A 23974-nucleotide genomic window follows, 5' to 3' on the forward strand; every position below is an offset into this window, starting at 1 on the left:
CCCCGCATGACCACTCGCACGCCGCTGATGGCGGGCAACTGGAAGATGAACCTCAACCACCTCGAGGCCATCGCGCACGTCCAGAAGCTCGCCTTCGCCCTGGCCGACAAGGACTACGAGGCCGTCGAGGTCGCCGTCCTGCCTCCCTTCACCGACCTGCGCTCCGTGCAGACCCTGGTCGACGGCGACAAGCTGAAGATCAAGTACGGCGCCCAGGACATCTCGCAGCACGACTCCGGCGCCTACACCGGCGAGATCTCCGGTCCGATGCTGGCCAAGCTGAAGTGCTCGTACGTGGTCATCGGCCACTCCGAGCGCCGCCAGTACCACAACGAGACCGACGAGCTCGTCAACACCAAGGTCAAGGCGGCCTACAAGCACGGCCTGACCCCGATCCTGTGTGTCGGCGAGGAACTGGACGTCCGCGAGGCGGCCAACCACGTCACCCACACCCTCGCCCAGGTCGAGGGCGGTCTGAAGGACCTCCCGGCCGAGCAGGCCGAGACCGTCGTGATCGCCTACGAGCCGGTGTGGGCCATCGGCACCGGCAAGGTCTGCGGCGCCGAGGACGCCCAGGAGGTCTGCGCCGCCATCCGCGCCAAGATCGCCGAGCTGTACTCGCAGGACGTGGCCGACAAGGTCCGCATCCAGTACGGCGGCTCCGTGAAGTCCGGCAACGTCGCCGAGATCATGGCGCAGGCCGACATCGACGGCGCCCTGGTCGGGGGCGCCTCGCTGGACGCCGACGAGTTCGTCAAGATCGTGCGGTTCCGCGATCAGTGACGCACGCCGTGAGTAGGCGGTAGCGGCGATACGTCGTACCCTTGCGGGGGCACAGCCGAGACGCTGTGCCCCCGTCGTCCATCCGAATCCGAGGAAGTTGGTCCAGCCGTGGTTTTGGGGTTCTCGATCGCCCTGATCGTCTTCAGCCTGCTGCTGATGCTGCTGGTGCTGATGCACAAGGGGAAGGGCGGCGGCCTCTCCGACATGTTCGGTGGCGGCATGCAGTCCTCTGTCGGCGGCTCCTCCGTCGCCGAGCGCAACCTGGACCGGATCACCATCGTGGTCGGCCTGCTGTGGTTCGCGTGCATCATCGTCCTCGGCATCCTGATGAAGACGAACAGCTGACACCCGCACAGCACCCACATCACGCATATTCGGCACGTATGGCCCCATGTTCGGTACGCGCTCCTGGGCGCGGCCTATCATGGGGCTTGCGTCTAGGAGCGGGGCCCTTGTAACTCCAATCACTGGACGCGCGTTGGGCCTTACGTAGACTGAGGCGCTCGCGGCGAAGCGAAACGCCGACTCGCTTCGCGGCACCATCACGCAGGGAGTTACGACCGTGGCAAGTGGCAACGCGATCCGAGGAAGCCGGGTCGGGGCGGGGCCGATGGGCGAGGCCGAGCGCGGCGAGTCCGCGCCGCGGCTGCGCGTCTCCTTCTGGTGCTCCAACGGGCACGAGACGCAGCCGAGCTTCGCCAGCGACGCGCAGGTTCCCGACACCTGGGACTGCCCGCGCTGCGGCTTCCCGGCAGGTCAGGACCGGGACAACCCGCCGGACCCACCGCGCACCGAGCCGTACAAGACGCATCTCGCGTACGTACGGGAGCGGCGCAGCGACGCGGACGGCGAGGCGATCCTCGCCGAGGCGCTCGCCAAACTGCGGGGCGAGATCTAGCACTTGACACCGGCCGGGCGCCTTGAGGTGCCTGGCCGGAGCCGTATCCGCCCGCCGGCGGCCGGACGATTGTCAGTGGCTCCCTCTACCTTGTGTCCATAGACGCATGGTGAGGGGGAGCTGTGGCGACGGTCGAGGAAGGGCGCGTGACGGCGCCCGGTTGGCGCGGGGGATTCGGGCGGCTGTGGACGGCCGCCGTGGTCTCCCGGTTCGGGGACGCGTTACGGACCTCCGCCCTGCCCCTGCTCGCGGTGCGGCTCAGCGACGAGCCCCTGGTCATCGCCTCGGTGACGGCCTGCGGCTATGTGCCGTGGCTGCTGTTCGGGCTGCTCGGCGGGGCCGTGGCCGACCGGGTCGACCAACGCCGGGCGATGTGGGCCGTGGACACGGTCCGTGGCCTGCTGGTGGCCGCGTTCGCCGTCGTCGTGGCACTGGGCCACGCCTCGATCCCGCTGCTGCTCGCCCTCGCCTTCGCGCTGACCACGCTCCAGACCCTCTTCGACAACGCCTCCACGGCCCTGCTGCCCGCGCTCGTGGACCGCGCGGCCCTGGGCGGCGCCAACGCCCGGCTGATGACCGGACAGCAGATCGCCGGCGGTCTGCTCGCCGCCCCGCTGGTGCCACTGCTGCTGACGGCGGGCGCCTTCATGCCGTTCGCGGCCGACGCGAGCACCTTCCTGGCCGCCGCCGCCCTGGTGGCGTCCCTGCGGATACGTCCGCCGGAGCGCGAGCCGCACCCGGCCGGCAGCACCCTGCGGACGGAGATCGCGGCGGGCCTGCGCGCCCTGTGGGGCGACCGGGCACTGCGCGCGACCTGCGTGGCCACGCTGCTGTGCAACATCGGCATGGGTGCCCTGATCGCCACGCTTGCGCTGCACGTGACGCGCTGGCTGGATGCGGGCAACACCGGATACGCGGCCGCGATGACGGCATTCTCGGCCGGCAGCATCACCGGCGGATTCCTCGCCCAGCGCCTCGCGCGCCGCACCGGCCGGGTGCGGGCGCTGCTGGTCGCCGGCTGCGTCCAGACATCGTCCCTGCTGCTCATCGGATCCGTCCGGCACCTGACCGCACTCGCCACCGGCATGCTGCTGCTCGGCGCCATGAACATGGTGTGGAACGTCAACCAGGTCACTCTGATGCAGCAGCGCAGCCCCGAGGCGATGGTGGGCCGTATCGCCTCCGCGTTCCGCACCTCCTCCACGTCCGGCGCCCCGCTCGGCGCGCTCCTCGGCGGAGTGGCGGCGCGGACGTACGGACTGAACGGTCCGGCGCTGCTCGCCGCCGTCCTCTTCGCCCTCGCCGTCACCTCGCTGATACCGGCCCGCAAGGCGGACGTACCTGTTGTTGCGCCGGGCGACGACGTCACGACGGCTCGTGCCGCGCGCTGATCAAATAGGTTGGAACAGCTGGGACAGGCACGAAAGAAGGCTGAAGTCGGAAATGAACGCAGACGGCCGTACCAGGCTCAACCAGACGCCCGAATGGACCGCGCTCGCCAAGCACCGGGAGGAGCTGGCCGACACCCATCTCAGGGAGCTGTTCGCCGGCGATCCCGGACGCGGCGAGGAGTACACGCTCCAGGTCGGCGATCTGTACCTCGACTACTCGAAGCACCTGGTCACCGACGAGACACTGCGGTTGCTGCGCGAGCTGGCCGCCGCCACGGACGTGTTCGGCCTGCGGGACGCCATGTTCCGCGGCGAGAAGATCAATGTCACCGAGGACCGTGCGGTCCTGCACACCGCGCTGCGCGCCCCGCGGGACGCGGTGATCGAGGTCGACGGGGAGAACGTCGTCCCGAAGGTGCACGCCGTCCTCGACAAGATGAGCGACTTCGCCGGCCGCGTCCGCTCCGGCGAGTGGACCGGCCACACCGGCAGGCGCATCAAGAACGTGGTCAACGTCGGCATCGGCGGCTCCGACCTGGGCCCCGCGATGGCCTACGAGGTGCTGCGCAGCTTCACCGACCGCGCTCTGACGGTCCGCTTCGTCTCCAACGTGGACGGCGCCGACCTGCACGAGGCCACCCGGGACCTGGACCCGGCCGAGACGCTGTTCATCATCGCGTCGAAGACCTTCACCACCATCGAGACCATCACCAACGCGACCTCCGCGCGGACGTGGCTGGTGGACGCGCTAGGTGACGACTCGGCGGTCGCCAAGCACTTCGTCGCGCTGTCCACGAACGCCGAGAAGGTCACCGAGTTCGGCATCGACCCGGACAACATGTTCGAGTTCTGGGACTGGGTCGGCGGCCGGTACTCGTACGATTCCGCGATCGGCCTGTCCCTGATGATCGCGATCGGACCCGACCGGTTCCGCGAGATGCTCGACGGCTTCCGGCTGGTCGACGACCATTTCCGCACCGCACCCGCCGAGGCCAACGCACCTTTGCTGCTGAGCCTGTTGGGCATCTGGTACGACAATTTCCACGACGCCCAGTCGCACGCGGTCCTGCCGTACAGCCACTACCTGTCGAAGTTCACCGCCTACCTGCAGCAGCTCGACATGGAGTCCAACGGCAAGTACGTGGCGCGGGACGGCCGGCCGGTCGAGTGGCAGACCGGGCCGGTGGTGTGGGGCACGCCGGGCACCAACGGGCAGCACGCCTACTACCAGTTGATCCACCAGGGCACCAAGCTCATCCCGGCGGACTTCATCGGCTTCGCCGAGCCGGTGGGCGAGCTGAGTGACCAACTCAAGGCCCAGCACGACCTGTTGATGGCCAACTTCTTCGCCCAGACCCAGGCGCTGGCCTTCGGCAAGACGGCCGAGGAGGTCCGCGCGGAGGGCGTGCCCCAGGAGCTGGTCGCGCACAAGACCTTCCGGGGCAACCGGCCGACGACGACCATCCTGGCCAAGGAACTCACCCCGTCCGTCCTCGGCCAGCTGGTCGCGCTCTACGAACACAAGGTGTTCGTGCAGGGCGCGGTGTGGAACATCGACTCCTTCGACCAGTGGGGCGTGGAGCTGGGCAAGGTGCTGGCCAAGCGGGTCGAGCCGGCGCTGACCGAGGGCGCGGAGGTGCCCGGCCTCGACGCCTCCACCAAGACGCTGGTCGCCAAGTACAGGCAGCTGCGCGGCCGGAGCTGATCCCCGCCCGAGCCGCCGCGGCAGAACCCTCTGTGTGCCCGCTGTGCGCATCCCCTAGGGTTGGGCGACTTCAGGGGAGGAAGGCGCATGGTGCACAGAGGGTTCGCCGCGGCCGTCGCGGTGGCCGTGGTGGGGATGTCGGCGGTGGGCTGCGGCAGCGGCGACCCGTCGGCGGAGGGCAGGAGCGGCCGGTCGCCCGCCACGACGAAGGCCGCGCCGGCCTACTCCGGGCTGTCCCAGGTGCCGGAGCGGTTGGGAAACGACGGCACGACCATCATGGTCGGGGACCCCGCCGCCCCGGTGACCGTGCACCTGTACGAGGACCCGCGGTGCCCGGTGTGCAAGCAGTTCGAGACCACCGGCGGTGCCGCGCGGCTGCGCGAGGCGACCATCCGGCGTCAGGCCGAGACGAAGTACACCCTGGCCTCCTTCCTGGACGGCCGGCTCGGCGGCTCGGGTTCCGCGAAGGCGGTCAACGCGCTGCGGGCCGCGCTGGACAAGGGCAGGTTCGCCGAGTACCACGACGTGCTCTACGCCCACCAGCCCGCCGAGAGCGTCGACGGGTTCACCGACGCCTGCCTCCTCAAGCTGGCCGCGCGGGTCCCGGGGCTGCGCGGGCCGGACTTCGACTCCGCGGTGCGGACCATGAAGTACCGCTCGTTCGTCACCCGGGCCGAGAAGGCCTACGAAGACGCGGGCGGAGCGCAGGACCCCCGGGGCCCCGGCACCCCCACCGCCGAGATCGACGACGTGCGTATACCGCCCGAGTACAACGCCGTGCTGTTCGACGCGGACGCGTTCGCCGGTCTGCTCACCAAGATCCGGGCACACCCCGAGCAGTGGCGGCAGACGACTCCCTGACCCGGTCAGGCCACCGCGCTGAGCGTGTCCGCGAGCCGTCTGCGGGCGGCACGGCCCGCCGGCAGCGCGGACAGCAGAGCGGCACCCAGGACCGCGGCGAGGCCGACCGACAGCAGCAGCACCGGCGACGGGGACTGGGCGATCCCGGCGCCGATGCCGCTGGAACTGCCCTGGGCGTCGATGAGCCGGCGGCCCAGCGGCAGCCCCAGCGCCGTGCCGGCGATCACCGCGGCCAGGGCCGTACAGCTCGTCGCCGTGACGGTGATCGCGGTGATCTGCCGCGGCGACATGCCGATCGCCTTCAGCGCCAGCACGTCCCGCTCGCCCTCCCGGACGCTGCCGCCGATCGCGGTGAGCAGCTCGACCAGACCGATCAGGGCCAGTACGGCGATCAGCCCGGCGACGACCGCGCGCAGCGGGGACAGGCCGTCGGCCGGGTTCGTCACCGTGTGCACGTCGAGGTGGCCGTGGCCGGCCCGGGCCAGTGCGGCGGCCACGTGCTGCGGGGCGGTGCCGGGGCGCAGCCGCAGTTCGTAGAAGGCGGGGGTCAGCGCGGGGTCGTTCTCGCGGAGGGTGTCCAGGGAGGTGGTCACCACCCGGCCGGCGTTCTGCGGTTCGATGCTGCGCCCCACGATGTGCAGGATCTGCGGCCGGTCGCCCACGGTCATGCGCACCCAGTCACCGACCCGGGCGTGCAGCAGGTCCAGCAGGCCCTGGCCGGCCACCGCCTCGTCCGGTCCGCGTGCGGCCCGGCCCTCGGCGAGGGCATAGGGGTAGGGCTCGGCGCGGGTGCCGACGCCGCGCAGCGCGATGGTGCCGGTCTGGCCGGGGACCAGCGCGGCGACCTCGACGCCGGGATAGGCGGCGGCGACCCCGTGATCGCCGGTGAGCAGGGCCCGTACGGCGGATGCGTCCAGATCGCCGTCGGAGCGGACCGTCAGAGCCGTCGGCAGACCCATGCGGTCCGGGCTGTTGTGGAAGCGGTCGATCGTGGTCCAGGCGCTGAGCGCCACCACGATCAGCAGCAGCGGCAGCGTCAGCCGGGCCACGGTGGCCAGTGAGCGGCCACGCCCGGTGAACGCCTTGTGGCAGCCGAGGACCAGCGCGGCCGGCAGCCGCAGCCCGAGCGCCCGCCGGGCCGGTCCGGTCAGCCGGCCGCCGGCCGGTGCGGCCGGGCGCGGCACCGGAACCGGCGGCACCCGCCCGGCCCGCCACGCCGCGAGCCCCGTGGTCAGACCGATGAACAGGACCGCGCCCACGGGCACCACGAGCAGCGCCACGGTGTGCCCGGGCAACCCCTGCCACACGCCCACGGCGTCACCGAGCCGGCCGGGGATCCGGCGGCCCAGGGCATCGGTGAGCGCCGCGGCGGCCACCGAGCCGAGCAGCGCGTACGTCAGGTGCTGGAGCAGGAAGATCCGGACGACCTGACCGGGTGTGAAGCCGATCGCCTTCAGCACCGAGATGTCCCGCAGATGCCCGCGGATGCGGGTGGCGATCGCCCCGTGCACGGCGAACCCCGCGGCGATCAGGGCGCCGAGACCGAACAGGCCGAGCACCTGGCCGAGCAGCCGGTTGTCACCCTGGGCCGCGGCGCGTTCCTGCTGCCAGGTGGAGACCTCGCCGACCGCGCCCGCGCCCAGCACCGTGACGGCCCGCTGCACCGCGTAGTCCGTGTCGCCCGGGTCGCCGAGACGCAGCCCGATCACCTGGCCGCCGGGAGCATGTACGGCGGCGGGCAGCGCCCACACCAGCCCCGGCTGCTCGCCCGCACTGTAACGGGGCTCGGCGCTGTCCGCGATGCCCTCGACGGTCAGGGCGCGGGCGGCACCGGGCAGGGTGAGGGTGTCCCCGGGCTCCGCCAGCAGTGCCCGGGCCAGGCTGCTCTCCAGCACCACGCCGTCCGGTTCGGCCGGATCCAGCCAGTGCCCGGCGGTGAGCAGCGGCCGGCCGACAGCGGGCAGCTCGGGGGTGCCGCGCAGCTCCACGGAGGCGCGGGTGCCGCGTACGGAGACGGTGGCGGACTCGGTGCGGTAGGGGCCGGCCACGGACTCGACACCCGGCAGCCGGGCCAGCCCGCGGGCGTCGGCCGACGGCACGGTGTGGATCCACACGTGTGCCCCGCGGGCCTGTGTGAAGACCCGCTGCCAGGGGTTGGTGGCGTATCCGAACAGGGCGGTGGCCAGCAGCAGCGAGACGACGATCCCGGCGGTGGCCAGCACGAGGAACAGCGCTTCACCACGGTGGGTGCGCAGGTCCGAGTGCGCCCAGCGCAGGGTGGCTCGTACGTCCCGGAGATCCAGCACCGTCAGTCCCTCAGCTCCAGCACGCCCGAGATCCCCGGCTTCCTGGGCGGCGGGGTGCCGTCCAGCGCGGCGTCGTCGGCTATCCGGCCGTCGAAGAAGCTGATCACGCGGTCGGCGGCGCTGGCCAGCCGGGCATCGTGCGTGACCAGCACGATCGTCTGGCCCCGTCCGTGGAAGCGGGACAGCAGCCGCATGACCTCGCGCGTGCCCTTGCTGTCCAGGCTGCCGGCGGGCTCGTCGGCCAGCAGCAGCGGGGGATGGTTGACCAGGGCCCGGGCGAGCGCGACCCGCTGCTGTTCGCCGCCGGACAGCTCGCCCGGCATGCTGCGCTCCTTGCCCCGGAGCCCCAGCTCGGCCAGCAGCTCCTCGCGCTCGGCGCGGGCCTTCTTCGGCGGGACACCGGCGAGCAGGGCGGGCAGCTCGACGTTGTCGGCGACGGACAGGTTCGACACCAGGTTGAAGAACTGGAACACGATCCCGATGGCCTTGCGGCGCTCCACCGCCCAGCGCGCCTCGCTGAAGGAGTCCGTGCACCGGCCGTCCAGCCAGATGCTGCCCTCGTCGGGGCGCTGCAGCCCGCCGAGCAGATGCAGCAGCGTCGACTTGCCGGCGCCGGACGGGCCGGTGATCGCCACGAACTCGCCCCGCGCCACGGACAGGTCGACCCCGCGTACGGCGTGCGCGGGCGCGCCCTCGCCGTGATGGGTCTTCACCAGACCCGCGGCGCGCAGCACCGGAGTGCCGTCCGTGCTCACTGAAGGTCCTCCAGTTCCTCCTGGCACCGTTCCAGCCAGTCGAGGTCGGCCTGCAGATGCAGCATCGCGCCCTCGATGAGCAGATGGGCGATGCGGTTGTCCCGGTTCTCGGCCGCGGCCAGCTTCGACAGGTTGCGCATGGTGTTGAGGTACTGGCGCCGCTGGCGGTTGATGAGGGCGATCTGGTCGGTGAGACCGGTCTGCGGGGCGAGGGCGAGCTTCATGAAGAACTCGTCCCGAACCCGCGGCTCGTCCTCGGTCTCCTCGAACCAGGCGTGCAGCGCCTCCCACCCGGCGTCGGTGAGGTGGTAGACCTTCTTGTTGGGCCGGCTGGACTGCTCGACGTCCTCGCCCTCGATCAGTCCCGACTTCTCGAGGCGGCCGAGGGTGACGTATATCTGGCCGACGTTGGGCTGAGGGTACGCGGAGCCCAGCAGTTGCTCAAGGTCCTGCTTCAGCTCGTAGCCGTGGGCGGGGCCGCGGGCGAGGAGTGCCAGGAGGGGCAGGCGCACTCGTGCTCTCCTCCTAGTCTGCGTAATGTGCTCCAGGCCCTAGTATCGCCCATACCTAACAGGTATACATGGCCTCTGACTCCCGGGCGAGGGTGCCCGGAGCCGTGTGTACGTGTTCAGGGAGGAACCTATGCGGTGGATGCGCGCCGCCGGTAGGGGCCTTCTCGTTCTCGCCGTGACCATGACCGGGTACGTCGCCTCCGGCGCCCATGCCGACGAGGCCGCGGGCGACGGCCGCGGCCCGCTCACCCTGGCCACCGCCGGCGATCTCACCGGCTATCTCGCCCCGCTGCTGCAGGGCTGGAACCGCACCCACCCCGGTGAGAAGGTGACCCTCGTCGAGCTGCCGGACTCCGCCGACGAGACCCACGCCCAGATGACCACCGACCTGCGCGGCGGCGACCGGGGCCGGTTCGACGTCCTCAACATCGACGTCAACTGGACCTCGGAGTTCGCGGCGGCCGGCTGGATCCGCCCGCTGCCGCGCGACCGCTTCCCGCTGAAGAGCTTTCTGCCGCCGGTCGTGGACACGGCCACCTACGACGGCCGGCTGTACGCGGTGCCGTACGTCACGAATGCCGGACTTCTCCTGTATCGCAAGGACATCCTCGCCAAGGAGGGCGTACCGCCGCCGCGCACCTGGGCCGAGCTGGAGCACGACGCGAAGACCATCGCGCCCACGTACGGACTCGGCGGCTACGCGGGCCAGTTCCTGCCCTACGAGGGCCTCACCGTGAACGCGGCCGAGGCCGTCTACTCGGCGGGCGGCACGATCCTCGGCGGCGAGGGCACCCGGGTCACCGTCGACTCCTCCGCCGCCCGCGAGGGCATCGGCTTCCTCGCCCGTGGCGTCCGCGAGGGCTGGATACCCAAGGCGGCGCTGACGTACAAGGAGGAGGAGTCCAAGCAGGCCTTCCAGGACGGCAGACTGCTCTTCCTGCGCAACTGGCCCTACGCCTACGTCGTCGCCTCCGCCAAGGGTTCCAAGGTCGCCGGGAAGATCGGCGCCGTACCACTGCCCGGACCCGACGGACCGGGGACCAGTGTGCTCGGTGGCTCCAACCTGGCCGTCAACTCCCATACGCCGCACCCCGATTCGGCCGCCCGCCTGATCGCCTATCTCACCAGTGCGCCCGTCCAGCGCCAGGTGCTCACCCGGGGTGCGCTGCCTCCGGTGCGCGCCGCGCTCTACGAGGACCCCGGACTCGTACGGCGCTTCCCGTATCTGCCGACCCTGCGCACCGCCGTGCTCACCGCCCGGCCGCGTCCCAAGAGCCCGCACTACGACCAGGTCAGCCTGGTGGTGCAGGCCGTGATGCAGGACGCGCTCACCGGGCGCCAGACGCCCGAGCAGGCCGTGCGCCGGCTCGCGCGCGAGCTCGACGCGATCGCCCGCCGATAGTTACTTGTTAAGTAACGCGCAGATCTCATCTTGATGCGCGATGCCCGGGTAAGTCCGATTTTGCGCCCTCAACTCACCAGTAGCTTCCGTTCTTTTCGTTGACACCCTCACGACACGCCTACCTAACATGCATGCATGCTGAGTAAGTACCACTGGTGGCGTGACGCGGTGATCTACCAGGTCTACGTCCGCAGCTTTCTCGACAGCACCGGCGACGGCGTCGGCGATCTGGCCGGCGTCCGGGCCGGGCTGCCGTACCTGAAGAAGCTGGGCGTCGACGGGATCTGGCTGAGCCCGTTCTATCCCTCGCCGCAGCACGACCACGGCTACGACGTGGCCGACTACTGCGGGGTCGACCCGCTCTTCGGCGACCTCGCCGAGTTCGACCTGCTGATGGCCGCCGCGCACCGGCTCGGCATCAAGGTGCTCCTCGACATCGTCCCCAACCACTGCTCCAGCGAGCACCCGTGGTTCCGCGAGGCGCTGGACAGCGAGCCCGGCAGCCCGGCCCGCGCGCGCTTCCACTTCGCCGACGGCCGCGGCCCGGACGGCGGCGAGCCGCCCAACAACTGGCACGCCATGTTCGGCGGCCCCGCCTGGACCAGGGTCGCCGACGGCCAGTGGTACCTGCACATGTTCACGCCCGAGCAGCCCGACTGGAACTGGCGCACCCCCGAGGTCGCCGCCGAGTTCGACCGCGTCCTGCGCTTCTGGCTCGACCGGGGCGTCGACGGCTTCCGTATCGACGTCGCCGCCGGCCTCTACAAGCACCCCGAACTGCCCGACTCCGAGGACCCCGAGGCCGACGCCCGCACCCGCGACTCGGTCAACCCGCTCGCCTGGAACCAGCCCGAGGTGCACGCGGTGTGGCGGCAGTGGCGCGCGACATGCGAGGAGTACACCGCACGCGACGGCCGCGAACGCCTCCTCGTCGGCGAGGTCTCCGTCCCCACCGCCCGCGAACACGCCCTGTACGTCCGCCCGGACGAACTCCACCAGGCCTTCTTCTTCGACCTGCTCGGCGCGCCCTGGGACGCCGACGCCTTCCGCAAGGTCATCTCCGAGGCCATGCAGGACATCGCCGGCACCGGCTCCACGGTCACCTGGGTCCTCAACAACCACGACCAGGTCCGCACCGTCACCCGCTACGGCGAACCGGCCCCCGAGGGCAGCGGCCTCGGCGCCGCCCGCGCCCGCGCCGCCGCGCTGCTCATGCTGGCCCTGCCCGGAGCCGCGTACATCTACCAGGGCGAGGAACTGGGCCTGCCCGAGGTCGTCGACCTGCCCGACGACGTCCTCACCGACCCCATATTCCGCCGCACCGGAAGCCGCGCCCGCATCCGGGACGGCTGCCGGGTGCCGCTGCCCTGGTCCGGTCAGGCCTCTCCGTTCGGCTTCACCTCCGGTGTCGAAGGGGCGAAGCCCTGGCTGCCCCAGCCGGACTACTTCGCCGAGTACGCCACCGACCGCGCCCTCGCCGACACCCGCTCCTTCTGGCACCTGTACCGCGACGGACTCCAACTCAGGCGCTCCCTCCCGCAGTTGGGCGAGGGTGCGCTGAGCTGGCTGGACACCCCGCCCGGCGTCCTCGCCTTCACCCGCGGCGACGGCCTGGTCTGCGCCGTCAACTTCGGCACGGCTCCCACGCCCGCCCCCGTCTCCGGCACCCCCCTGCTCTCCAGCGGCCCCTGCCCGGCCGGCGTCCTGCCCGCCGCCACGGCCGCCTGGTGGCTCAGCGACCTGTGATCAACCACCTCTCGAAGGGACATCGACGATGATGCGACGCCGTACCACCCTGCTCACCAGCTGCACCGCCCTCGCCCTGGCGCTCGGCGCGACCGCCTGCGGCGGCGGCCCCGTCTCGGCCGGCGGCGGCGACAAGGCGCTCAGCGGCCAGACCGTCACCGTGGCCGGCGTCTGGACCGGCAGCGAGCAGAAGAACTTCCAGAAGGTCCTGGACGCGTTCACCGCCAAGACCGGCGCCAAGACGCAGTTCATCTCCACCGGCGACAACGTCTCCACCGTCGTCGGCAGCAAGATCGAAGGCGGCAACGCGCCCGACGTCGTGATGGTCCCGCAGGTCGGCGTCCTGCAGCAGTTCGCCAAGAAGGGCTGGCTCAAGCCGCTGTCCCCGACCGCCCAGCAGACGGTCACCGCCGACTACGCGCCCGTGTGGAAGAAGTACGGCAGCGTCGACGGTACCCTGTACGGCCTGTACTTCAAGGCCGCCCACAAGTCCACCGTCTGGTACAGCCCCGACGCGCTCACCCAGGCCGGGGTCAAGCCGCCGAAGACGTACGACGAGCTGCTCAAGGCCGGCCACACCGTCTCCGACTCCGGGCTCGCCGCCTTCTCCGTCGCCGGTGAGGACGGCTGGACCCTCACCGACTGGTTCGAGAACATCTACCTCTCCCAGGCGGGCCCCGAGAAGTACGACGCCCTCGCCGCGCACCAGCTGAAGTGGACCGACCCCTCCGTCGTCAAGGCGCTCACCACCCTCGGCAAGCTGTTCAAGGACAAGCAGCTGATCGCGGGCGGCCAGAAGGAGGCCCTGAACACCGACTTCCCGAGCTCGGTGGAGAAGGTGTTCGGGCCCAAGCCCGAGGCCGGCATGGTCTACGAGGGCGACTTCGTGGCCGGGGTCGCGCACGACCAGTTCGGCAAGACGATCGGCAAGGACGCGAACTTCTTCCCGTTCCCGGCGGTCGACGGCGGCACGGCACCGGTCGTCAGCGGCGGTGACGCGGCCGTGGTGCTGAAGGACGGGAAGAACGCCAAGGCCGGCATGAAGCTCCTGGAGTACCTGGCGAGCCCCGAGGCGGCGGCCGTGTGGGCGAAGGCGGGCGGCTTCCTGTCCCCGAACAAGAAGCTCGACCTCGCCTCCTACGGCGACGACGTCGCCCGCGCCACCGCCAAGTCCCTGATCGACGCGGGCGACTCGGTCCGCTTCGACATGTCCGACCAGGCCCCGGCGGCCTTCGGCGGCACCAAGGGCGCCGGCGAGTGGAAGCTGCTCCAGGACTTCCTGCGCGACCCGTCCGACCCGAAGGGCACCGCGGCGAAGCTGGAATCCGCGGCGGCCAAGGCCTACCAGGGCTGACCGGCAGCGAACATGACCGTCACCACTCTTGTGAAACAGCAGGCGGGCCCGCGGGCCGCCGGCGAGGCGCGCGGGCGCCGCAGCCGGCGGCGCGCCCGGCTGATCGCCCTGCTCTTCGTCTTCCCCGCGCTGCTGCTGCTCGGCGCGCTCGTCGTCTACCCGGTGCTGTTCTCCGTCGGCCGCAGCTTCTTCGACGCCTCCGGCACCCGGTTCGTGGGCGGCGACAACTATGCCGAGATGTTCCGCGACCCGGCGACCCTGAAGGCCATCCGCAACACCGCCATCTGGGTGGTGGTGGCCCCGTCCCTGCTGACCGGCCTCGGCCTGATCCTGGCCGTGCTGGTCGAGAAGGTCCGCTGGGCCACCGCCTTCAAGCTCCTGCTCTTCATGCCGATGGCCGTGTCCTTCCTGGCCGCCGGCATCATCTTCCGGCTCGCCTACGACCAGGACCCGAACAAGGGCGTGCTGAACGCGGCCGTCGTCTCCGTCCACGACGCCTTCGAGGGCACGTCGTCGTACCCGACGGCGCGCGGCCGCCAGGGCCTGCTGACCCAGGACCCCGACGGCTCGTACCGTACGACCGCCGCCGCCGGCCACACGGTGGCGCTCCCGATGGTCGGGGTACTGCCCAAGGACCTGCCGAAGGGAGCCGAGCCCGCTGCTGCGGCGGCCTCTCGCAAGGCCGCGCCCGGCGAGCTGCGCGGTGTCGTCTACCTCGACTTCACCCCCGGCGGGGGCGGCAAGCCGGGCCGGGTCGACCCGAAGGAGAGCGGCCTGCCCGGCATGCGCGTCCAGGCGGTGCGCGACGGGCAGACGGTCGCGAGCACGACCACTGCGGCCGACGGTTCCTTCCGCTTCCCCGGGCTGCGCGCGGGCTCGTACACGGTGAAACTGCCCGAGTCCAACTTCGCGGCGCCCTACCAGGGCGTCTCCTGGCTCGGGCCGACGCTGGTCACCCCGGCGATCATCGGCGCGTACCTGTGGATCTGGACGGGCTTCGCGATGGTGCTGATCGGCGCGGGCCTGTCGACCCTGCCCCGGGACGCGCTGGAGGCGGCCCGGATGGACGGGGCGAACGAGTGGCAGATCTTCCGCCGCATCACCGTGCCGCTGCTGGCGCCCGTGCTCACCGTCGTCTTCGTGACCCTCGTCATCAATGTGATGAAGGTCTTCGACCTCGTCTACATCATCGCGCCCGGACCGGTGCAGGAGGACGCCACGGTGCTCGCGACCCAGATGTGGCTCGTGTCCTTCGGCGGCGGCAACAACCAGGGCCTCGGCAGCGCGCTGGGCGTGCTGCTCCTGCTGCTGGTCATCCCGGCGATGGTCTTCAACGTCCGCCGTTTCCGCCGTAGTCAACGATGAGGAGCCAGCGATGAACTCGGCCATGAACGCGATCAGGCGGGGCCTGGGCAACGGCCTGGTGCAGGCCTTCCTGGTGGTGATCGGCCTGGTCTGGCTGACCCCGCTCGCCGGCCTCTTCGTGTCCTCCCTGCGCTCGGCCCAGGACACCGCGAAGGGCGGCTGGTGGACCGCGCTCACCAGCCCCGGCCGGCTGTCCTTCGACAACTACTCGGCCCTGCTGAAGAACTCCGGTATGACGCAGGCCTTCTGGAACACGGTCCTGATCTCGGTGCCGGCCACGACGCTCGTCGTGGTCATCGCCGCCCTCGCCGGATACGCCTTCGCCTGGCTGGACTTCCCCTTCCGGGAGCCCCTCTTCCTGCTGGTGGTGGCCCTGTTGGTGGTGCCGGTGCAGATCGGCCTGCTGCCGGTGGCCAAACTCTTCGGCATGTTGGGCCTGTTCGGCACGATCCCCGGAGTCGTCCTGTTCCACGTGGCGTACGGCCTCCCCTTCGCCGTGTTCCTGCTCCGCAACTACTTCGCGGAGATGCCGAAGGAGATGCTGGAGGCGGCCCGGATGGACGGGGGCGGCGAGTGGCGCATCTTCACGCGCCTGGTCCTTCCCGTGGGCCGGCCCGCGATCGCCTCCCTCGCCATCTTCCAGTTCCTCTGGGTCTGGAACGACATGCTGGTGGCGTTGCTGTTCGCCGACAGCTCCTCCCAGCCGCTGACCGTGGAACTCCAGTCCCAGATCCGCCAGTTCGGCAGCAACATCGACGTCCTGGCGCCGGGCGCCTTCCTGTCCCTGATCGTGCCGGTGGTCGTGTTCTTCGCGTTCCAGCGGCACTTCGTGCAGGGCGTGATGGCGGGTTCGGTGAAATGAGGGACGGCGGGGACCGAAGTCCCCGCCGTCCCCATCCGTGCGCCGTCCCTATCCGTGAAAGAGCGTCACGGCGAAGCCGGCGGATACAGCGACCGCGGCAGCTGCGAAGCCGCGGCGGCGTCCAGCAGCCACAGCGTGCGCGAGCGGCCGTGCGCGCCCGCCGCCGGGGCCTGGATCTCGCCCGCGCCCGACAGGGCGATGGCCGCGGCCTCCGCCTTGTCCTCGCCGGCCGCGAGGAGCCAGACCTCGCGGGCCGCGCGGATCGCCGGGAGGGTGAGGGAGACCCGGGTCGGCGGCGGCTTGGGGGCGCCGTGGACGCCGATCACCGTGCGTTCCGTCTCCCGCACCCCCGGATGCTCCGGGAAGAGCGAGGCCACGTGGGTGTCCGGGCCGACGCCCAGCATCAGGACGTCGAAGGTCGGGACCGAGCCGTGGTTCTCCGGCCCGGCCGCCTTCGCCAGCTCCGCCGCGTACGCCTCCGCCGCCGCGTCGACGTCCGTACCGTACGGCCCGTCGGAGGCGGGCATGGCGTGCACGCGCTCGGGGTCCAGCGGGACCGAGTCGAGCAGGGCCTCGCGGGCCTGCGTGACGTTGCGCTCGGGGTCGCCCTCGGGCAGGTAGCGCTCGTCGCCCCACCACAGGTCGAGCCGGCCCCAGTCGATGGCGTCCCGGGCCGGGGCCGCCGCCAGCGCGGCCAGCAGGCCGTTGCCGTTGCGGCCGCCGGTGAGGACCACGGACGCGGTGCCCCGGGAGGCCTGCGCGTCCACGATCTTCGTGATCAGGCGGGCCGCGGCGGCCTGTGCCATCAGTTCCTTGTCGCGGTGGACGACCAGCTGCGGAGTGCTCACTTCGCCGCCGCCTTCCTCGCAGGTGCCTTCTTCGCGGTCTTGGCCGTCGCCCTCTTGGCCGGTGCCTTGGCCGCTTCCGCTTCGGGCTGGGGCTCGGCGACCGGCTCCTGACCGGACTGCTCCGGGACCGTGTTCAGCCGCTCCACGCCGTAGCGCAGCGCCGACGCGTAGGTGTCGTCCGGGTCGAGCCGGCGCAGCTCCTCCGCGATCAGCTCGGCGGTCTCCCGCCGCTTCAGCGCCACCGCGCGGGCCGGCTGGCCCTCGATGGACAGCGTGGCCAGCGTGCCGTCCGCGCGGTCCAGGACGATCGGGCCGCAGCTGGTGTCCAGGCGGACCGCGGTGAGGCCCGGGCCGCCCGACAGCGACCGCTTCACCGGTACGTCCAGCCGGTCCGCGAGCCACATCGCCAGCAGCTCACAGCTCGGGTTGAACTCCTCGCCCTCCACCTCGACGGCCCGCACCTCACAAGTGACCTGGTCCAGGGCCGCCGCGAGCATCGAACGCCACGGCGTGATCCGGGTCCAGGACAGGTCGGTGTCGCCGGGCGTGTAGGCCTCGGCGCGGGCGGACAGCTCCCGCACCGGCTGCTCGGCGGCGTAGGTGTCGGTGACCCGGCGCTGGGCGAGCGCGCCGAGCGGGTCCTTCGCCGGGTCCAGCGGGGCGTTCACCGGCCACCATACGACCACCGGCGCGTCCGGCAGCAGCAGCGGCAGCACGACCGAGTCCGCGTGGCCCACGACCTCGCCGTACAGCCGCAGCACGACCGTCTCGCCGGTGCCCGCGTCCGCGCCCACCCGCACCTCGGCGTCCAGACGCGAGGAGGTGCGGTCGCGCGGGCTGCGGGAGACCCGCTTGATGACCACCAGCGTGCGCGAGGGGTGCTCGCGGGAGGCGTCGTTGGCGGCCTTCAGCGCGTCGTAGGCGTTCTCCTCGTCGGTGACGATGACGAGGGTCAGGACCATGCCGACGGCGGGGGTGCCGATGGCGCGGCGGCCCTGGACGAGCGCCTTGTTGATGTCGCCGGCGGTGGTGTCGGTCAGGTCTATCTTCATGGGCGGCGCCAGCTCCGTCCGTCTCGTGCGAGCATCTCGTCCGCCTCGGCGGGGCCCCAGGTGCCCGACTGGTACTGCGCGGGCCTGCCGTGCTTGTCCCAGTACTCCTCGATCGGGTCGAGGATCTTCCAGGACAGCTCGACCTCCTCGGTGCGCGGGAAGAGGTTGGCGTCGCCCAGCAGCACGTCCAGGATCAGGCGCTCGTACGCCTCCGGGCTGGACTCCGTGAAGGACTCGCCGTAGGCGAAGTCCATGGAGACGTCCCGGATCTCCATCGAGGTGCCCGGCACCTTCGAACCGAACCGCACGGTCACGCCCTCGTCCGGCTGGACGCGGATGACGATCGCGTTCTGGCCCAGCTCCTCCGTCGCCGTGGTGTCGAAGGGGGAGTGCGGGGCCCGCTGGAAGACGACGGCGATCTCCGTCACCCGGCGGCCGAGGCGCTTGCCGGTGCGCAGATAGAAGGGGACGCCCGCCCAGCGGCGGTTGTCGATCTCCAGCTTGATCGCCGCATACGTGTCGGTCTTCGACTTCCGGTCGATGCCGTCCTCTTCGAGGTAGCCGATGACCTTCTCGCCGCCCTGCCAGCCGCCCGCGTACTGCCCGCGCACGGTGCTGCGGCCCAGGTCCCTGGGCAGCCGTACCGCGCCGAGCACCTTCTCCTTCTCCGCGGCCAGCGCGTCCGCGTCGAAGGAGGCGGGCTCCTCCATTGCGGTCAGCGCCATGAGCTGGAGCAGGTGGTTCTGGATGACGTCACGGGCGGCGCCGATGCCGTCGTAGTAGCCGGCCCGGCCGCCGATGCCGATGTCCTCGGCCATGGTGATCTGCACATGGTCCACGAAGGACCGGTTCCAGATCGGCTCGAACATCGTGTTGGCGAAACGCAGCGCCAGGATGTTCTGGACGGTCTCCTTGCCGAGGTAGTGGTCGATGCGGAACACCTGGTCCGGCTCGAACACCTCGTGCACGACCTTGTTGAGCTCCTCGGCCGACTTCAGGTCGTGGCCGAACGGCTTCTCGATGACCGCGCGCCGCCAGGAACCGCTCGACTGGTCGGCCAGCCCGTGCTTCTTCAGCTGCTGGATGACGACCGGGAAGGAGCGCGGCGGCACCGACAGGTAGAAGGCGAAGTTGCCGCTCGTGCCCTGTGCCTTGTCCAGTTCGTCGATGGTGGAGCGCAGGCGCTCGAAGGCGTCGTCGTCGTCGAAGGTGCCCTGGACGAAGCGCATCCCCTGGATGAGCTGCTGCCAGACCTCCTCGCGGAACGGCGTACGGGCGTGCGCCTTGACGGCGTCGTGGACCTCCTGCGCGAAGTCCTCGTGCGCCCACTCGCGGCGGGCGAAGCCCACCAGCGAGAAGCCCGGCGGCAGCAGACCCCGGTTGGCGAGGTCGTACACCGCGGGCATCAGCTTCTTGCGGGACAGGTCGCCCGTGACACCGAAGATGACCAGACCGGACGGCCCCGCAATACGCGGGAGCCGTCGGTCGGCCGGGTCACGAAGCGGGTTCGCTCCGGAACCGGAAAGGGGTGACAACTCAGCCCTCCGAAGGGGCAAGGCGCTCGAGCTCCGCCTGAGTGGACTTCAGCAGGTCGTTCCAGGACGCCTCGAACTTCTCGACGCCCTCGTCCTCCAGCACCTGCACGACGTCGTCGTACGAGATGCCGAGCTTCTCCAGCGCGTCGAGGTCGGCACGCGCCTGCTCGTAGGTGCCGGCGATGGTGTCGCCGCTGATCTCGCCGTGGTCCTCGGTGGCCTCCAGCGTGGCCTCCGGCATGGTGTTGACCGTGTTCGGCGCGACCAGCTCGGTGACGTACAGCGTGTCCGGGTACGCCGGGTCCTTCACACCGGTCGACGCCCACAGCGGACGCTGCTTGTTGGCGCCCGCGTTCTCCAGCGCCTGCCAGCGGTCGGAGGAGAAGACCTCCTCGTACGCCTGGTAGGCGAGGCGCGCGTTGGCGACGGCGGCTTTGCCGCGCAGCGCCTTGGCCTCGTCGGTGCCGATGCCGTCCAGGCGCTTGTCGATCTCGGTGTCCACGCGGGACACGAAGAAGGACGCCACGGAGTGGATCAGCGACAGGTCCAGGCCGCGCTCCTTGGCCTTCTCCAGGCCGGAGAGGTAGGCGTCCATGACGGCCCGGTACCGCTCCAGGGAGAAGATCAGGGTGACGTTGACGCTGATGCCGTGACCGATCGTCTGGGTGATGGCCGGCAGACCCGCCTCGGTGGCCGGGATCTTGATCAGGGTGTTGGGACGGTCCACCAGCCAGGCCAGCTGCTTGGCCTCGGCGACGGTGGCCCTGGTGTTGTGCGCCAGGCGCGGGTCGACCTCGATGGAGACCCGGCCGTCCTTGCCGCCGGTGGCGTCGAAGACCGGGCGCAGGATGTCGGCGGCGTCGCGGACGTCCGCCGTGGTGATCATGCGGATGGCCTCCTCGACGGTGACCTTCCGGGCGGCGAGGTCGGCGACCTGCTGCTCGTAGCCGTCACCGCCGCTGATCGCCTTCTGGAAGATCGTCGGGTTGGTGGTGACGCCCACGACGTGCTGCTGGTCGATCAGCTCGGCGAGGTTGCCGGACGTGATCCGCTTGCGCGACAGGTCGTCCAGCCAGATCGCCACGCCTTCCTCGGAGAGGCGCTTCAGTGCGTCTGTCATGGAATTACATCTCCTACGTGTCGTATATGAGCGTCAGCGCTGGGCGGCGGCGATGGATTCCCGGGCCTTGGCGGCCACATTCTCGGCAGTGAAGCCGAACTCGCGGAAGAGCACCTTGCCGTCGGCGGAAGCACCGAAGTGCTCCAGGGAAACGATGCGGCCGGCGTCCCCGACATAGCGGTACCAGGTCAGCCCGATGCCCGCCTCCACGGCCACACGGGCCCTGACGGAGGGCGGGAGCACGGAGTCCCGGTACCCCTGGTCCTGCTCCTCGAACCACTCGACGGACGGCATCGACACGACACGCGTCGGCACGCCCTCGGCCTGGAGCCGCTCACGCGCCTCCACGGCCACGTGCACCTCGGAACCGGTGGCGATCAGGATCACCTGCGGCTCGCCGCCGTCGGCCTCGAACAGGACATAGCCACCCTTGGCCGCGTCCTCGTTGGGCTCGTACGTCGGCACGCCCTGGCGGGTGAGCGCGAGGCCGTGCGGCTGGCCCTTGCCGAACTCCTTCGTCCAGCGGCCCAGGATCTCCCGCCAGGCGATGGCGGTCTCGTTGGCGTCCGCCGGGCGGACGATGTTCAGGCCCGGGATGGCGCGCAGCGAGGCCAGGTGCTCGACCGGCTGGTGGGTGGGGCCGTCCTCGCCGAGGCCGATGGAGTCGTGCGTCCACACGAACGTCACCGGCAGGTGCATCAGGGCCGACAGGCGCACCGCGTTGCGCATGTAGTCGGAGAAGACGAGGAACGTACCGCCGTAGACACGCGTGTTGCCGTGCAGCGTGATGCCGTTCATCTCGGCGCCCATGGAGTGCTCGCGGATGCCGAAGTGGATGGTGCGGCCGTACGGCTTGGCCTCGGGCAGCGGGTTGCCCTCGGGCAGGAACGAGCTCTCCTTGTCGATGGTGGTGTTGTTCGACCCGGCGAGGTCGGCGGAGCCGCCCCACAGCTCGGGGATCACCGCGCCGAGCGCCTGCAGCACCTTGCCGGAGGCGGCACGCGTCGCGACGCCCTTGCCCGGCTCGAAGACCGGGATCTTCTCCTCCCAGCCGGTGGGCAGCTCGCCCTTGCTGATGCGGTCGAACTCGGCGGCACGCTCGGGGTTGTCGTCCCGCCACACCTGCAGGGACTTCTCCCACTCGGCGCGCGCCTGGGCGCCGCGCTCCAGGGCCTTGCGGGTGTGCGTGATCACCTCGTCCTCGACGGCGAAGCTCTTCTCCGGGTCGAAGCCGAGGACGCGCTTGGTGGCCGCGACCTCCTCATCGCCCAGCGCCGAGCCGTGCGCGGCCTCGGTGTTCTGGGCGTTCGGGGCCGGCCAGGCGATGATCGAGCGCATCGCGATGAAGGACGGCTTGTCCGTGACCCTCTTCGCCTCCTGGATCGCGGCGTAGATGGCCCGCGGGTCCAGGTCGCCGTTCTCCTGGGCCTCCACGCGCTGCACATGCCAGCCGTAGGCCTCGTAGCGCTTGACGGTGTCCTCGGAGACGGCCGTCTCGGTGTCGCCCTCGATCGAGATGTGGTTGTCGTCCCACAGCAGGATCAGGTTGCCGAGCTTCTGGTGGCCGGCCAGCGAGGACGCCTCGGCGGAGATGCCCTCCTGGAGGCAGCCGTCACCGGCGATGCAGTAGATGAAGTGGTCGAAGGGCGACTCGCCCTGCGGCGCGTCCGGGTCGAACAGGCCGCGCTCGTAGCGGGCGGCCATCGCCATGCCCACCGCGTTGGCGACACCCTGGCCGAGCGGACCGGTGGTGGTCTCGACACCCTTGGTGTGCCCGTACTCCGGGTGACCCGGGGTCTTCGAACCCCAGGTACGGAAGGACTCCAGGTCCTGGAGCTCCAGGCCGAAGCCGGCCAGGTAGAGCTGCGTGTAGAGGGTCAGGGAAGAGTGGCCGGCGGACAGCACGAAGCGGTCGCGCCCGACCCACTCCGGGTCGGCCGGGTCGTGCCGCATCACCTTCTGGAAGAGGGTGTAGGCGGCCGGGGCCAGGCTCATCGCCGTACCGGGATGGCCGTTGCCGACCTTCTGTACGGCGTCGGCGGCCAGGACCCGGGCGGTGTCCACGGCCCGCTGGTCCAGCTCGGTCCACTCAAGGTCTGTGGTGGTCGGCTTGGTGCTCACCCTGGGTCAGGGCTCCTCTCCACATGTCGGTCGCCGGTCTTCGGGGCATGCGCCCACCCGGCCGCCGGCGCGCTTCTGCCCGCCGGCCGCTGACGAGCCTACCCTCGCAAGGACGTGCATTTTTTCGAGTGTTTCCAGACTGCCGGGACTCTGTCGGATCCGCCTCCCGACTGCGCCGACACGGCATTTGGCACATGAATACGGACCTGGTCATCTGAGCGCTCAATCGAGTGACCCGTCCCCTCTTATGGGGCGTACGCCAACACGACCCCACCCCCGCGAAGGCCGGGGTATGGGCAACGTCTAAAGTGGCGTGGTACGCGCGAGCCTTTACCGCGACTTCACCGGGAAGGCTCGCTGGGAGTCTCTGTCAGGGGTGTGCGTGACGGCCGTCGAATCCCGTCCAGCGGGTGTGGTTCGTGGTGCGAGCCAGGGCCCGGTTCACCGGCCGTTCGGGGCCCGTGTCAAGGCGTTCGTGGCTCTGACCAAGCCGCGGATCATCGAGCTGCTGCTCATCACCACCGTTCCGGTGATGTTCCTGGCGCAGCAGGGTGTGCCGGACCTGGGGCTGGTCCTGCTCACCTGCATCGGCGGCTACCTCTCCGCGGGCGGCGCCAACGCGCTCAACATGTACATCGACCGGGACATCGACGCCCTGATGGACCGCACCTCGCAGCGCCCGCTGGTGACCGGCATGGTCAGCCCGCCCGAGTGCCTCGCCTTCGGCATCACCCTCGCGGTCGTCTCGACGCTCCTGTTCGGATTCACCGTCAACTGGCTGAGCGCCTGGCTGTCCCTCGGCGCACTCCTCTTCTACGTCGTCGTCTACACGATGCTCCTCAAGAGGCGTACCTCGCAGAACATCGTGTGGGGCGGCATCGCGGGCTGCATGCCCGTGCTCATCGGCTGGTCGGCCGTGACCGACTCGCTCTCCTGGGCGCCGGTCATCCTGTTCCTGGTGATCTTCTTCTGGACCCCGCCGCACTACTGGCCGCTGTCCATGAAGGTGAAGGACGACTACGCGCGCGTGGGCGTACCGATGCTGCCGGTGATCGCCTCCAACAAGGTCGTCGCCAAGCAGATCGTGATCTACAGCTGGGTGATGGTCGCCGTCTCCCTGCTGCTCACCCCGCTCGGCTACACCGGCTGGTTCTACACGGCCGTCGCGCTGGCCGCCGGCGGCTGGTGGCTGTGGGAGGCGCACGCGCTGCAGAACCGGGCCAAGGCCGAGGCCACCGGCGTGAAGCTGAAGGAGATGCGGCTGTTCCACTGGTCGATCACCTATGTGTCGCTGCTGTTCGTGGCGATCGCGGTGGACCCGTTCCTGCGCTGACACACGCCGGGCGTACGTCACAGAG

The 23974-nt window shown here is 70.6% G+C and carries 20 protein-coding genes; 12 read left to right on the forward strand and 8 right to left on the reverse strand.

Annotation, left to right across the window (positions count from 1 at the left end; translation table 11 throughout):
* Window positions 1-6 precede the first annotated feature (6 nt).
* The 6 genes from tpiA to ACZ5NH_RS20855 all read left to right on the forward strand — a co-directional run bounded on the left by tpiA (window position 7) and on the right by ACZ5NH_RS20855 (window position 5638).
* Window positions 7-783 carry a triose-phosphate isomerase gene (gene tpiA / locus ACZ5NH_RS20830; RefSeq protein WP_468777212.1) on the forward strand — a complete coding sequence of 259 codons (777 nt, stop codon included), beginning with the start codon at window positions 7-9 and terminating at the stop codon, window positions 781-783.
* A gap of 114 nt (window positions 784-897) precedes the next feature.
* Window positions 898-1128, forward strand: a complete 231-nt coding sequence (secG, locus tag ACZ5NH_RS20835; protein WP_023551598.1) for a preprotein translocase subunit SecG — start codon at window positions 898-900, stop codon at window positions 1126-1128.
* A 217-nt stretch (window positions 1129-1345) separates the two neighbouring features.
* Complete coding sequence (locus tag ACZ5NH_RS20840; protein WP_078066843.1) at window positions 1346-1681, forward strand: RNA polymerase-binding protein RbpA; 336 nt, start codon at window positions 1346-1348, stop codon at window positions 1679-1681.
* A gap of 146 nt (window positions 1682-1827) precedes the next feature.
* Window positions 1828-3072 (forward strand): MFS transporter, encoded by a 1245-nt coding sequence (locus tag ACZ5NH_RS20845; RefSeq protein ID WP_468777213.1) that lies wholly within the window; start codon window positions 1828-1830, stop codon window positions 3070-3072.
* Between the two features lie 52 nt (window positions 3073-3124).
* A complete protein-coding gene (pgi, locus tag ACZ5NH_RS20850; RefSeq protein WP_468777215.1) occupies window positions 3125-4777 on the forward strand; it encodes a glucose-6-phosphate isomerase in 1653 nt (550 codons plus the stop codon).
* 87 nt (window positions 4778-4864) lie between these two features.
* Window positions 4865-5638, forward strand: coding sequence for a DsbA family protein (locus tag ACZ5NH_RS20855; RefSeq protein ID WP_468777216.1), 774 nt, complete (start codon window positions 4865-4867; stop codon window positions 5636-5638).
* A 5-nt stretch (window positions 5639-5643) separates the two neighbouring features.
* On the opposite strand, the gene ACZ5NH_RS20860 is transcribed toward ACZ5NH_RS20855, so the two are convergent.
* The 3 genes from ACZ5NH_RS20860 to ACZ5NH_RS20870 are packed head-to-tail and all read right to left on the reverse strand — an operon-like array spanning window position 5644 to window position 9211.
* Window positions 5644-7944, reverse strand: coding sequence for an ABC transporter permease (locus ACZ5NH_RS20860; RefSeq protein ID WP_468777218.1), 2301 nt, complete (start codon window positions 7942-7944; stop codon window positions 5644-5646).
* A gap of 2 nt (window positions 7945-7946) precedes the next feature.
* The gene (locus ACZ5NH_RS20865) at window positions 7947-8738 is read right to left on the reverse strand and encodes an ABC transporter ATP-binding protein (protein ID WP_388622306.1); all 792 of its coding nucleotides are present in this window, start codon (window positions 8736-8738) and stop codon (window positions 7947-7949) included.
* On the reverse strand, window positions 8696-9211 hold the full coding sequence (locus ACZ5NH_RS20870; protein ID WP_468777220.1) for a PadR family transcriptional regulator: 516 nt from the start codon (window positions 9209-9211) through the stop codon (window positions 8696-8698). The genes ACZ5NH_RS20865 and ACZ5NH_RS20870 overlap by 43 nt, the downstream gene beginning before the upstream one ends.
* Before the next feature lie 130 nt (window positions 9212-9341).
* Here ACZ5NH_RS20870 and ACZ5NH_RS20875 point away from each other — a divergent pair, with 130 nt between their 5' ends.
* The 5 genes from ACZ5NH_RS20875 to ACZ5NH_RS20895 all read left to right on the forward strand — a co-directional run bounded on the left by ACZ5NH_RS20875 (window position 9342) and on the right by ACZ5NH_RS20895 (window position 15940).
* A complete protein-coding gene (locus tag ACZ5NH_RS20875) occupies window positions 9342-10613 on the forward strand; it encodes an ABC transporter substrate-binding protein (RefSeq protein WP_468777222.1) in 1272 nt (423 codons plus the stop codon).
* 135 nt (window positions 10614-10748) lie between these two features.
* Window positions 10749-12359: a glycoside hydrolase family 13 protein gene (locus tag ACZ5NH_RS20880; protein ID WP_468777224.1), complete on the forward strand. Its 1611-nt coding sequence runs from the start codon at window positions 10749-10751 to the stop codon at window positions 12357-12359.
* Window positions 12360-12387: 28 nt separating this feature from the next.
* The gene (locus ACZ5NH_RS20885) at window positions 12388-13713 is read left to right on the forward strand and encodes an ABC transporter substrate-binding protein (RefSeq protein WP_451553593.1); all 1326 of its coding nucleotides are present in this window, start codon (window positions 12388-12390) and stop codon (window positions 13711-13713) included.
* A gap of 12 nt (window positions 13714-13725) precedes the next feature.
* Window positions 13726-15078 (forward strand): ABC transporter permease subunit, encoded by a 1353-nt coding sequence (locus ACZ5NH_RS20890; RefSeq protein ID WP_468777226.1) that lies wholly within the window; start codon window positions 13726-13728, stop codon window positions 15076-15078.
* Between the two features lie 22 nt (window positions 15079-15100).
* The gene (locus ACZ5NH_RS20895) at window positions 15101-15940 is read left to right on the forward strand and encodes a carbohydrate ABC transporter permease (RefSeq protein WP_468777406.1); all 840 of its coding nucleotides are present in this window, start codon (window positions 15101-15103) and stop codon (window positions 15938-15940) included.
* A gap of 65 nt (window positions 15941-16005) precedes the next feature.
* On the opposite strand, the gene pgl is transcribed toward ACZ5NH_RS20895, so the two are convergent.
* From pgl to tkt, 5 genes are read right to left on the reverse strand one after another with little or no spacing between them, the layout of a single operon-like run.
* A complete protein-coding gene (gene pgl / locus ACZ5NH_RS20900) occupies window positions 16006-16788 on the reverse strand; it encodes a 6-phosphogluconolactonase (RefSeq protein WP_388621145.1) in 783 nt (260 codons plus the stop codon).
* Window positions 16785-17840, reverse strand: coding sequence for a glucose-6-phosphate dehydrogenase assembly protein OpcA (gene opcA, locus ACZ5NH_RS20905; RefSeq protein ID WP_468777228.1), 1056 nt, complete (start codon window positions 17838-17840; stop codon window positions 16785-16787). Before opcA ends, pgl begins: the two co-directional genes overlap by 4 nt.
* The gene (gene zwf, locus ACZ5NH_RS20910) at window positions 17837-19375 is read right to left on the reverse strand and encodes a glucose-6-phosphate dehydrogenase (RefSeq protein ID WP_388621142.1); all 1539 of its coding nucleotides are present in this window, start codon (window positions 19373-19375) and stop codon (window positions 17837-17839) included. Before zwf ends, opcA begins: the two co-directional genes overlap by 4 nt.
* A gap of 1 nt (window position 19376) precedes the next feature.
* Window positions 19377-20495, reverse strand: a complete 1119-nt coding sequence (gene tal / locus ACZ5NH_RS20915; RefSeq protein WP_468777230.1) for a transaldolase — start codon at window positions 20493-20495, stop codon at window positions 19377-19379.
* A 33-nt stretch (window positions 20496-20528) separates the two neighbouring features.
* Complete coding sequence (gene tkt, locus ACZ5NH_RS20920; RefSeq protein WP_451553596.1) at window positions 20529-22616, reverse strand: transketolase; 2088 nt, start codon at window positions 22614-22616, stop codon at window positions 20529-20531.
* A 376-nt stretch (window positions 22617-22992) separates the two neighbouring features.
* Here tkt and ACZ5NH_RS20925 point away from each other — a divergent pair, with 376 nt between their 5' ends.
* Window positions 22993-23949, forward strand: coding sequence for a heme o synthase (locus ACZ5NH_RS20925; protein WP_468777408.1), 957 nt, complete (start codon window positions 22993-22995; stop codon window positions 23947-23949).
* Window positions 23950-23974 lie beyond the last annotated feature (25 nt).

This window comes from Streptomyces sp. NPDC031426 (assembly GCF_055581585.1).